Below are 12,214 nucleotides of genomic sequence, written 5' to 3' on the forward strand. Positions count from 1 at the left end.
AATGAGGCTGAAGCCGAGTTCATCAGCTAAAAGAACGATGCAGATTCCGCTTCAATGCCAAGCGTTATAGGAGCGCTCTCGCTTCCACGAGGTCCGCAGTCGCAAGTTCTCCGTCGAATAAGCACAGCGTTCGGTCAAGGCGACTCTTCGAAGCGCCGAGGGATTCCTCTGACGCAAACCTGACCATACTTGTCGCGCAACGGAGTTCCCAGAACTTCGCTCCTTGTTGGGACGAAAGCAAGTATCCTTCCATGATAAGCTTCCGGGCGGCGTTGGCGTCTTCGTCAAGGAGCTGCAGACCTTTAAGACGGTAGAGCTCCGGCCGGCACCATCCGGCGTTTTTTGATAGCGCGCGGTCTATGGTTACCCGGTCCGCAAGGTGACCGCCTACAATCAGGCAGTTCTCGAACCGCGCGCCCCTGGCATTTGCTAGCGCCTTGTTGAAGCGCTCCTTGTCGTCGGATGCCAAGGACATGGAAACCTGCTCGAACGTGAAAGCCCATTCCTGCCAACGGAGCAGGGAGTTGTTGCCGGCCTTTTCGATGAGGAGGCGAAGCAGGCGCTCACCGAGTTCGAATTCTCGCATGCCAAAGGCGGTGGGACAGGCCGATACCGCAAGATAGAGACAGGTTGAGATAGCATGGTCCAGGTTAATTGCTTCGGCCAATACGGTTTCGAGCTGCTGCATCGCCGCTCGTAGTTCGCCCTGGACCCACAAGGTCTTCACGACGGTTGAAAGAGCACTGAGTCTTTGGTCGTAACTTGCTCCGTTATTCAGTGTTCCTCGGACACCCACTTTTGCCATGTCGAGGGCTATGTTGGCATGTCGCATAGCGCCTTCGAAATCGCCAATGTAGTGGAGGTTGTGGGCGAGCATGCGGCTCACGGCGTTCGGCAGTTTTGCGCCGCAAAGGTCATCGAACTGACGAGCAACGCTGATCGCATCAATGTAGTCCGCATTCATTGTGTGGATCGCAGTTATGCCGCCGCTCGCCCGAAGTATGCTCATATGATCGTCGAGGTCTTTAGCGATCTGGATTGCTCTGTGGTATTCGGCAAGCGCCTGCGGATCCCGCTCGGAGCTTTTGATGTGATAGATGGTGCCTGCATGCGACAGCCGCAGGTGCATTTCGTGACGTGGATCAAGTGCTTCGGAGGTAGACGCCCGAGCGAGCGCGGTTTCGATCACGGCAAGCTGTTCGGTCATTAATCCCAGTTGCGTCCAGATAATGTTCGAAGTTGCGGTAAGCTCTATTCCGAGGGAATCGTCGCCATCGGGGGCAAATGCCCAGGCAACGGCTATGCGCAGATCGTGGATGAGGGCACCATGCAGTCTCAGCCACTCATCTGTTTCAAGTTTAGTCCAATCCGTCTCAGCCTTTTTCAACCTCACGGAGCAATGGCGGGCATGTGCGTGCTGGGCCTCCCGTTTGAGGGGCGACGACGCGAGTTTCGCTGAGGCGTAATGGCGTGTTGTTACGAGAAGCCTATAGTTTCCGCCCTCGGAAGCGACGTTTAGGAGGGATTTGAGAAAGAGGTCGTCGAACGCTTCGTAGAATTCGTTATCGGAAAGATGGTCGCCTGCGATGGCGCGGGCATCCTCGGCGCTGAAAAGTCCAGCAAAGGTTGATAAGCGGAGCAGCAGCTCCTTTTCAGCCGGAGACAATGTTTGGAAGCTCCAGTCGAGGGCCGACTGCAAAGTCTGTTGCCTTGCGGGAGCATTTCTCCTTCCACGACGAAGAACTGCAAGTGGTCTTGCCACGGAGCGATGCAGCTCGCTGATGTCCAAGTCGAGGGTTCTCGACGCCGCAAGTTCAATGGCGAGCGGAATGCCCTCCAATTTTCGCACAATGTCGGCAGACAATTCGATTATCTGGGGTTGCCTCAGCTCTCGCTCGTCTTTGAAGAGACCTGCCATTCTATAAAACAAGTCCAAAGCCGCATAGCCTAGCGCTTCTTCCGCGATTATCCCCTCTGGCGGGACGGCGAGGGGTGGCAAGCGACGGATGCGCTCGAGCTGTATCCTAAGTGGCTCTCTGCTGGTCGCGAGAATCGAGGACGTTGGAACTTCGAGAAGAATCGATTCTGCTGCTTCGGCTGCTGCTTCGATGACGTGCTCACAGTTATCGAAAACAAGAAGCGTCGGAGTTTTTCGCAGTTCTGTCGCCACAGCCTGGAGCAGTTCCGAACCATAGACGCTTAGGCCGAGCTGACTGGCGAGCGACGGCATTAAGCTTGCGTTTTCGGACAGAGAGGCGAGATCGATGAACAACACTCTCCTTCGGCCTAAGAAGCGTTCTGCGATGGCGATTGCGGCAGACGTCTTTCCGATGCCTCCCGTGCCCGTGATGGTAATCATGCGCGACTGCTGTAAAAGGTCTGTTGTTGTTTCGATGAACTCATCGCGGCCGATGACCTTGTTCGGGAGGCGTGGAAGGTCCGCTGAGGACATGCTGGGCTTGGTCGTGACGGACGCGGCGCGGTCGATGCGAACCGGCGGCACGAAAATGTACCCCTTGCCGGGCACGTTATCTATGAAGCCACGGGCACGCTCTCCCAACGACTTGCGGAGCGAAACCAGCGATACACGCAGCGTACCTTCTTCGACTTGGGCGGTCGGCCAAACCGCGTCTAGGAGCTCGTCCTTACTGATCACCTGGCCGGCACGTTGAGCAAGAATTGCGAGGATATCGAACGCACGGCCACCAAGTCTAAGTTGTTGACCATCCTCCATTAGCTTCCGATTTTGAATATCCAGCTCGAAGCCTTCGAAATGAAGTACGGTCATGGGGTCCCCAACTCTTGAGTGTTCCTCCAAAAATTCCGACGACGTCTTCCCCCAAAGACGATCTGATTTAATCTTGTGCGATCCGTAAGAGGTACTGAAGCTTACGACCGAAAGAGGTCACGAGAGTCTTCCTGACTTTTCGGGCATGGGCCTGCGTAGCACGCGGATGGCGACGATTATTGTCAATATCGTTCCCGGACGCACCTTCCCACACATCGAAACCAGATCATCCAAGATTTGATGTTGCGAGCCATTATCCTCGTGTCCGAATAACTCGCGTCCTCCGGATTCTGGACCGCGGGAGCAGCATCAAAAGAAGAAGGATAAGGCTTTGGCGCGAGTTCTCGTCCTGTTCGCGCACCCTGCGCAACGGCCGACAAGCATCAATTTATCGATGGCGAGGCGCGCCGAGCAGGTTGCTGGGGTCACGTTTGTCGATATCTACGCCGAATACCCTCGGTTCGACATCGACGTCGAACGTGAGCAGAAGCGGTTGATCGATCACGACGTGATCGTGTTTCAGTTCCCGCTGTTTTGGTACTCGACGCCCGCTCTTCTGAAGCAATGGCAGGATCTGGTCCTAGAGTATGGTTTTGCACACGGGCCTCACGGGAAAAAGTTGGCCGGCAAGCTGGCGATCGCTTGCATAACCACCGCTGGCAGCGTTCAAGATTACTCATGTGACGGTGGCAACAAGCATCCGTTTTCCGCGTTCATTCTACCGCTACGACAGACCGTTGAACTCTGCGGAATGACCTTTTTGCCGCCGTTTGTGCTCCACGCGGCCAACCACACGGACTCACATTCCGCAAGAACCCACATCGAGTCTTATCCTTTGCTCCTTGGGGCCTTGCGTGATGCGACATTGGACGTTGGCGAGCTCGGACGACGCGATCAAGTTACCGCAGCCGACCTTGCCGCGCTCGTAGACCAGCAGGGAGTAGATTGATGTCTGGCTTTCTCTTGCCGGCATTCGCCTATCTAGCGTCCTCGGTTTTCGCTGTCATCGTCTCACGGAGGCTCGGCCTCGGTTCGGTCGTCGGGTACATTGTCGCAGGTGCCTTGATGAGCCCGGTTCTGCAGCTCTCGGAAGCCAATACGAGCTATCTCGAACAGCTCTCCGAATTGGGCATCGTCATGATGCTGTTTTTGATCGGACTGGAAGTCGATCCAAAGATGGTCTGGCGTTTGCGTGCAAAGCTCGTCGGATTGGGTGGCTTGCAGGTGGTCTTGACCGTCGCGGCCGTTACCGCGCTCGGTGTGCTACTTCATATTCGTTGGCAGCAGGCGGCTCTATTTGGATTCGTCACCGCCCTGTCATCGACGGCAATAGTCTTGCAGACCCTGGAGGAAAGGGGGGTGCTGGAATCGGACGGAGGTCAGGCGAGTTTTGCGGTTCTCTTGTTCCAGGACCTAGCTGTCATTCCAATGCTCGCGTGCCTTCCGCTGATGGCACCCGGCGGCCAGACGTCTGGAACCGACGATGGGGCAACCTGGCTCTCCACTGTTCCCGGCTGGGCAGCCGCACTCCTGACACTGGGCGCAGTGGCGGCGGTCGTAGTCGGCGGCCATTATCTTTCGCGTCCGATCATGCGCGCGATCGCGCGAGACCGACTTCGCGACATCTTCACGGCGTTCGCATTGCTGGTAGTGGTAGCAATCGCTCTGCTGATGTCTTTGGTCGGACTATCGCCGGCGCTCGGAGCTTTTCTTGGAGGGCTCGTGCTCGCAAACAGCGAGTTCAAGCACGAACTTCAAAACGATATCGAGCCTTTCAAAGGGCTGCTCCTCGGCCTCTTTTTTATGACGATCGGCGCGAAAATCTCTCCTTCCGTCTTGGTGGGTAACTGGGATGTGGTGCTCGAAGCAACGGCTGTGCTCGTGATCATCAAATTCACGGTCCTGTTTCCGCTCGGTCGTTTTTTCAAACTGAGGGACGCAGCTACATGGCTCTTCGCGTTAGGGCTGGCACAAGCGGGCGAATTCGGATTCGTTCTCCTCTCGCTCGGTCAGAGCATGGGTCTGATAACCGGAACCTCTGCATCCATCGGCGTGCTCGTCATAGCCCTGGGAATGATAATCACGCCGGGGCTTTTCATGCTCTTCGACCATATGGTCGTGCGGCTTGAGAGAAGAAAAGGTCCCGCGGTAGAACCAGAGCGGCCCGGCAGCGGCAAGGTCATCGTCGCGGGCCTTGGCCGTTTTGGCCAGATCGTGAATCGCATGTTGCTGGCCAACGGCTTCGTGCCCGTTGTCCTCGACTACCGTGCGGACGTGGTTGACGACCTCCGCAAATTCGGGGTGAAATCGTATTTCGGCGACGCAGGGCGTCCTGATCTGCTTCATTCGGCTGGTCTAGCCGAGGCGGTACTGCTTGTGGTCGCGATCGACGACCCCGACCGCACCATACAGATCATCGAGGCGGCTCGCCGGGCGAATCCCAGGATCACGATTATCGCTCGCGCTTATGACCGGCTGCATCATTACCAGCTTGTCGACGCGGGTGCGGATCATGTTGTCCGCGAGATTTTCGGAAGCTCGGTGGAGGCAGGCGGCCTCGCTCTCAGGACAATGGGCATGCATCCCTACGAGGTTGAGAAGCGAAAGAGCGTGTTCGTCCAACAGGATCTCGCGGGCCTCGCACGAATGGGGGCGCTGCTCGACGAGACGACGCGCGTGTCCGACAACGAGCGCTTTGTCGCGGGTTTCAACGACATCGGGCGCGTCATCCAGGAAGCCATGCTGGGACGGCGTGAAAAATACGATGAGATGGTCCAGCGTGGTTGGAGCCCGCCGGAATTGGAAAGCAGCCTCACCGCGCAAAAGCCTGAAATAGACGAACGAGCCTTAGGAGCCGGGCAATGAAGTATTCCGTGAAAATTCTGTTGAGCCTGGGCTTCCTAGCCGTGGTGGGGGCAGCCGGAGCCGGACTGTTCTTCTTCTACCCCCATTCGCTTCCGGAGGTGACTGCGAGCGCAAAACAGCCATCTGGGCAGGAGTTGATCGTACGCGGTGAATATCTGACGATCGCTGGCGACTGTGCCGCCTGTCACAGCGCGAAAGGTGGCAAACCGTTCGCTGGAGGGCTGCCATTCAAGCTTCCATTCGGAACTATCTATTCGTCCAATATCACTCCGGACAAGGAACACGGTATCGGCGCTTGGAGCGATGCGGAATTCGTGCGCGCAGTGAGATCGGGCGTCGGCAAGCATGGCGAGAACCTTTATCCCGCGTTTCCCTATGCATCCTACGCTCTGCTTTCGACCGACGATATCCTGGCCATTCGTGCCTATCTTAATACGGTCACGGCGGTCTCGGACGCTGCGCCCGAGAACACGCTCGAATTTCCGTTCAACCAACGCTGGCTGATGCGCGGTTGGAACCTCCTGTTCCTGCCCTCGCATCCCTTCGAAAACGATCCTTCGAAGGATGAGCGGTGGAATCGTGGCGCTTACCTTGTCGAGGGCCTGGCACACTGCGGGGAGTGTCATACTCCTCGGGGTCTCATGTTCCAGAGAAAGCAAGGGCAAGCCTTGTCGGGTGGCGAAGTGGACGGCTGGAAGGCATGGAATATTACAAGTGACCCCGACACCGGCATTGGCAACTGGAGCGATGAAGACCTCAAAGGATTCCTCGCCACCGGTCACGCTAAGGGCCACGGCCCTGCGGGCGGCGCGATGCGGGAGGCGGTCGACCTCTCATTCAGCAGGCTCCCACCTTCTGACATCCAAGCAATCGTGGCTTATCTGCGAACAGTTCCGGCTGTTAAGACCGATCCGGGATCGAAGGTGGTTCCCGCAATGCCGGAGGCATCTACTCGTCCCCCCGAAGAACTCGGCGCACGTATCTTTGCAGGTGCTTGCTCCAGCTGCCATGGAAAGGACGGCAGCGGCCTTGTGAACGCCCGGGCATCAATTCAAGGTTCGCACGCGGTGAACGATCCCCAAGGTAGCAATTTAGTGAGGGTGATCCTTCAAGGTTCGTCGAACTCGGCGCGTCTACCGGGCCAGACGATGCCTGCGTTCCATGCGATCTACTCCGACGAGGAAGTCGCCGCGCTCGCCAACTACGTGACCGGGCTGCTGAGCGGAAAGAACGGTAGAGTAACGGCGAAAGATGTGGCAAAGGCGAGGGAGTGAAGGTGTCCTTCGCAAAGTCATCGTTGAGGCAAGCCATTCAATTCCCGTTTTCGAGACATCGATAATCGAAAGGTTTGCCACTGATGCGGATCACGCGAGCATACTGCGTAGAACTTGATGACGTTATCACTATCGACGCAGCTCGGAGAGAATACCTGTCCTGTGATCCGCGCCCTCGCCGGTTCCGATTCCTATGTTCAAGTCCAGCTTGCAGGGCGGCTGAGGTGAAGGTCACCGCTGTCAACTACATGTTCAATTCGGAAGAAGGCACCAAGCAGGTGGCGGCCCACTTTCGCGAGAACCCCGCCCACACGCACCTGCAGGGTTGCGAATGGGTCTCGTTGATGCATACCGAGCAAGCACAGGTGAGGCATCCTCACGAAACAGATGAACAGACCGTACAGCGGTGGCTTCGGAGAAAGCTTACTGATCTCGTCACGGGTTTCGATCCCCGTCTTGCGGACGACAGGGCCATCGCGACCGGCGAGGGAAATGGCGTTGAAGGGCGCATTAGGGCCAATAGCGTTCCAGGCGCACAACGTCCCGATGTCGATCGACAAGGCGACGTTCGAACACGCGACTTGCACCGCCTCGTCGAGACGTTTGTGGAAACTAGAGAGCGGTTAGCTTCTGAGCAAAGAAACGAACTGATGCTGAATGTGACGGGTGTTGGAACGCTCAAGCTAGTTGACTACTTTAGGCCGCTTCAGTTTTGTGACCCCTATACGCGTGACAGGGTGATATTTGGCGGAGCCACACTGGAAGGTCGATATGGTGTTGGATTTAAGTTGCGCTTCTACGATCGAATAAACGAACTTCGCGTTTATCTCTACGTAAGCCCGCAACAGATAGATGACTACCGCTTTGGGCGATACATGAGAGGCATAATCGACGACGGAGCACTGCGGAAATATTTCACTGTATATGCGCTTGGTCGACTGGAAATTGGTCCAAAGGGCAGGTCAATGAACTTGGTTGTGGAAGACTTGCGGCATCTCGTAATAATGCTTGGCCCTCTGAAATAACGTCAAACACCAGCGAGTCTGCAAGGCGAGCGCATATCAGCCTCGCCGTGGCGTAATCTCTGACCGAGAATTCAAGCTCGAATTCGTTGGGAGCACTGCCTAGCTGACCCGCCGTAAACTCCGCAGCACCAGGTATGTTCGTTTTTCCGTCAGGAAACATCGTTAGACTTATTGATCCTTCGCTTCCAGCAATGTCGCAGGCTATGACACTCCCGCCTCTTGCCTCGTATGCCTTGATACCGGCCGCTGTTACAGAGCCGACGATAGCTGCTACACGGTCACAAAAAGACGAAATAGAGCCCCGATCGTATATGTCTCGCTCTGCTTCAACTTTGGTCTGTTGATTTGTTTCCATTGTTCCGATCCACCTCGTTACAGTGACCTTCAAAGTTTACTGCGCAAGGCACAACCTGCTACCCTTGAGAACTTTGGTGACCCGCCCGCCAGCTATGATTGCGACAGCGCGGCGTGCCACTGACGGCCGAGGGACGAGTTCAAAGGCACCAGGATCATGCGCCAAGATGACCGTCTGCAGTGCGATTTCTGAGCTTCGTGGGTGGGGTAACGCGCCGCAATTTTTCGACTGGTTGACGAGCTGAGGTCGGTTCAAGCTAGGCAGGTCGTTATACCTGCCACGCGCGTCCGCGAGGGCATCGCCTGCCGCGATACGAGATATCGCACGGCCGCTCGGGCTGAATCGCTATTTTCGTCTTGGATGATCTCGGAAAACGTTCCGGCCTCCCAGCCCGCGCTGGTCGATCGCAAAATCTTGGCTGGGCTGCGATTTGTTGTTTCTAGGTCAAAGTAACCGGACAAACTTCGTCCGAAGGACACTGCGACGATCCCTGACTACGCAATAGCCCATCCTTGTCTGCCGCCGCGACACTTCTGTCTGAGGTTGTAGCCCTGAGCAATTGCGATCTTTTTCGACTATCTTCGGCAAAGGGCTCTATTTTCAGCGGGCAACCAGGTGGTGTCCAAGTGCTACGGCTTGAACTGAATATGCATTGACGTCGGTGTGGTCGCTACGGACATCTACGGTCGCGCAGGCGAGGGCCGATACTATACCCAGGCCATAAAGGCCGAGTACGAAAAAGAACACTAAGCTCTCTCGGGATTTTGGGAGTCGCATGGAGCACCTTCGGGCAACCGGGCGCGGGAGCATTCACGTTAAGTCAACCGTTGGCGGGCTCACCTAGCGCTCGTCTTGGTGTCAGGGCGGCGGACATGCTGGCCGCCGCTGATTGATCGCAGGTTGAAACGTCAGCCTTTGATGAACGCCAGGAGGTCGGGGTTGATGACATCTGCATGCGTTGTCAGCATCCCGTGCGGATATCCTGGATACACCTTGAGAGTGCCGTTCTTGAGCAGCTTGACTGAAAGCTTGGCCGAGTCGTCGATCGGAACGATCTGGTCGTCGTCGCCATGCATGACAAGCGTAGGCACAGTGATCTTTTTCAGGTCCTCGGTCTGATCTGTTTCGGAAAAGGCCTTGATGCCGTCATAGTGGGCCTTGGCTCCGCCCATCATCCCTTGACGCCACCAGTTCTGGATAGTGCCCTGCGAGATCGCTGCGTCAGTACGATTGAAGCCGTAGAACGGGCCGGTCGGCAGGTCCAAGAAGAACTGGGCGCGGTTTGCCGCCAACGCGTTCCGCAATCCGTCGAAGACGTCGATCGGCAGGCCACCGGGGTTGGATGCGGTCTTGAGCATTAATGGAGGGATGGCGCTAACCAGAACGGCTTTGGCGACACGGCCCTGAGGCTCGCCGTATTTCGCGACATATCGTGCCACCTCGCCACCGCCGGTCGAGTGACCGATATGGACGGCATTCTTGAGATCGAGGTGCTGGTACACCGCGTCGGCGTCAGCGGCGTAATGGTCGAGATCATGACCATCGGCGACCTGGCTGGAGCGCCCATGTCCGCGACGATCGTGAGCGACCACACGAAAACCGTGCGCCAGGAAGAAGAGCATTTGCGCATCCCAATCGTCGGACGAGAGCGGCCAGCCATGGTGGAATGCGATCGGCTGGGCATTCTTCGGACCCCAGTCCTTGTAGTAGATATTCACGCCGTCCTTTGTTTTAACGAAACCGTCGGTCATCCGAACTTCTCCATTGTGGGGGATTTGAGATTGTTTCTGGGCTGCAAGGCCGGGTGCCGCCATCACAAGCGACGCGGCAGCGCCTGCTATCAAGGTCTGTCTACGAGAAAGGGGTAGGCTGAAATCGTTTGTCACCGGAGACTCCATCTCGGTCAGTGTTGATGGAGTGAAGGTAGTGGCAACGGTTATGCGGATATTGTCACATCCGGCCGTATTGCGGTTTCATTACAAGGGACATCCGGCACATCGGCTTGCTGGTGAAAAATGGACGTTCCTACGAGGAAGCGCTCGCGGATATGTCGAGCCTACTTTGCATTCAATTGGCCAGCCGCCAACAACGACATCGCGATGATGTAGAAGTTTTCAAGCGGATGCTTGGTGTTGGTCAGCTTCATCCTCAAGAGCGACCCCTCATAACCATCTATCAGGAAGCGAGAGAGCTTATCCGGCTCATGTTTGGTGTTGACTTCTCCGCTGAGCTGGCCTTCCCGGATGGTATCTGCGAGCAAATCAATCCACTCCGTCAGCGATGCATTCAAGGTATCGCGAAGCAAGGGGATACTATCGGACGTTTCCGCAGTCAGATTGACGATTAGGCAGCCCCGGTTGTACCGGTTTCTTTCGTGGCTCTCCAGTAAGTGGCTGAAGTGCTGGGCGATCCGGTTGAGCGGAGTGACACTCCGGTCTTTGAGTATGTCGCGTCTTGTCGATGCGATGTAGTTCGTGACGACCTCGACCGCGAAGGTTTCCTTGGTTTTGAAGTGATTGTAGAACGTGGCTTTCGGGACACCTGCTTGATCGACAATGTCCTGTACACTGCAACCGGAGTATCCCAGTTCGTGGAAACGATCCGCCCCCGCGTTGAAGAGCCTTTCTTTCGTTGTTGGCATCATATGCGTCTCCTTCCCGCAGTCATTAAGCATCATCGGTATAAATAACAGTGCGCGGAGGTGCGAAATGCTTGCCCTAGTGTTCGATGCGCAGCCGATGCCTTCTCAAAAAAATCTCACCGTTCCAAGAAGCGCGGCGAGCCGTCAGGCGCAAGTAAATTAGCGGACGCTTGGTGATTTGGTGAAGCCCTCGCGCCACCACGGCTGAACGCTACACACGCCCCATCGGATGCGCAAACACAGAAAACGCGATCGGATCGTTTAAAATGCCGGATTATACAATACTTGTGCGAGGCGGCCTGTTCGCTTGCTGTCCGGTTCACCGTGAGGCCTAAAATGAAAATCGGTTCGATTAAAATCACAAGGATAGAGGAATATCGTGGTCCGGCTTTCATGCCCAACGACCTGCTCCCCGATTGGTCTGCCGACGCTGTAGTTCCGCATCTCAATTGGCTCGAGCCGCGTTATCTCGACCGGGAAACCGGAAGGCTGGTGATGTCGTGCCACAGCTGGCTAGTAGAGACGGAACATCACAAGATACTGATCGACACCTGCACGGGCAACCACAAGCAGCGACCAGGCGGAGCTCCCTTGTTCGACATGCTGAACACCCCCTATATGGATAGGTTTGCGTCTACCGGAGTCCGCCCGGAAGAAATCGACTACGTCCTCTGTACTCATCTTCACGCCGATCACGTCGGATGGAACACCTTCCTTTCCAACGGGCGCTGGGTTCCGACGTTTCCCAACGCGAAATATGTGATGTCGAAAACCGACTATGAGGCGCTCTCGCCGGAAGGTGGCAGCGGTTCATTCGCGGCTTGGGGTTCTCTACTTTATGAAGATAGCATCCTTCCAGTCATAGAAAATCGCCAGGAGCTCCTTGTCGACGGCGGTTTTCAGATCGGAGATAACCTCTTCGCAGAAGACTCTCCTGGCCATTCCCCTGGCCATCTTCTTTTTGCACTACGCGATAATGATCGGGAAGGGCTCTTTGTTGGCGACATCGTTCATCACCCGATCCAGGTCTATTACCCCGACTGGCACAGCGCGTTCTGCTTCGATGCTGACCAAGCCACGAAAACGCGTAAGGGTGTCCTTGAGCGTGCATGCGATAGAGGCAGCGTTTTGTTGCCTGCGCACTTCGCAGGACGTGGTGCATGCTGTGTTTCCCACAGCGCCAAGGGTTTTGCATGCATTGGTCTTGGCGAGAGCTCGTCAACGATTTCCGAAGCTATACATAACCAGCTGGCTTAGATCCTCACT

At 56.1% G+C, this 12,214-nt stretch carries 8 protein-coding genes; 5 read left to right on the top strand and 3 right to left on the bottom strand.

The genetic code is table 11. From position 1 onward, the window contains the following. Window positions 1-64: 64 nt before the first annotated feature. On the bottom strand, window positions 65-2,788 hold the full coding sequence (locus tag FHT29_RS24315) for a winged helix-turn-helix domain-containing protein (RefSeq protein WP_168600227.1): 2,724 nt from the start codon (window positions 2,786-2,788) through the stop codon (window positions 65-67). A 331-nt stretch (window positions 2,789-3,119) separates the two neighbouring features. Here FHT29_RS24315 and FHT29_RS24320 point away from each other — a divergent pair, with 331 nt between their 5' ends. From FHT29_RS24320 to FHT29_RS24335, 4 genes are all read left to right on the top strand, one after another. Next, window positions 3,120-3,737: an NAD(P)H-dependent oxidoreductase gene (locus FHT29_RS24320; RefSeq protein WP_168600228.1), complete on the top strand. Its 618-nt coding sequence runs from the start codon at window positions 3,120-3,122 to the stop codon at window positions 3,735-3,737. Continuing rightward, window positions 3,737-5,653, top strand: coding sequence for a cation:proton antiporter (locus tag FHT29_RS24325; protein WP_168600229.1), 1,917 nt, complete (start codon window positions 3,737-3,739; stop codon window positions 5,651-5,653). Before FHT29_RS24320 ends, FHT29_RS24325 begins: the two co-directional genes overlap by 1 nt. Beyond that, on the top strand, window positions 5,650-6,927 hold the full coding sequence (locus FHT29_RS24330; protein ID WP_168600230.1) for a c-type cytochrome: 1,278 nt from the start codon (window positions 5,650-5,652) through the stop codon (window positions 6,925-6,927). Before FHT29_RS24325 ends, FHT29_RS24330 begins: the two co-directional genes overlap by 4 nt. Before the next feature lie 224 nt (window positions 6,928-7,151). After that, window positions 7,152-7,952 (top strand): hypothetical protein, encoded by an 801-nt coding sequence (locus FHT29_RS24335; RefSeq protein WP_168600231.1) that lies wholly within the window; start codon window positions 7,152-7,154, stop codon window positions 7,950-7,952. Window positions 7,953-9,215: 1,263 nt separating this feature from the next. Here the strand turns inward: FHT29_RS24335 and FHT29_RS24340 are convergent. Both FHT29_RS24340 and FHT29_RS24345 read right to left on the bottom strand, forming a co-directional pair. Further along, entirely contained in the window at window positions 9,216-10,193 is a 978-nt protein-coding gene (locus FHT29_RS24340; protein ID WP_348644883.1) for an alpha/beta fold hydrolase, read from the bottom strand. Window positions 10,194-10,363: 170 nt separating this feature from the next. After that, window positions 10,364-10,951, bottom strand: a complete 588-nt coding sequence (locus tag FHT29_RS24345; RefSeq protein ID WP_168600233.1) for a TetR/AcrR family transcriptional regulator — start codon at window positions 10,949-10,951, stop codon at window positions 10,364-10,366. Between the two features lie 333 nt (window positions 10,952-11,284). Here FHT29_RS24345 and FHT29_RS24350 point away from each other — a divergent pair, with 333 nt between their 5' ends. Next, window positions 11,285-12,205, top strand: a complete 921-nt coding sequence (locus FHT29_RS24350; RefSeq protein ID WP_168600234.1) for an MBL fold metallo-hydrolase — start codon at window positions 11,285-11,287, stop codon at window positions 12,203-12,205. Window positions 12,206-12,214: the final 9 nt, after the last annotated feature.

The sequence above is a fragment of the Rhizobium sp. SG741 genome (genome assembly GCF_012275435.1).
GTDB lineage: Bacteria > Pseudomonadota > Alphaproteobacteria > Rhizobiales > Rhizobiaceae > Rhizobium > Rhizobium lusitanum.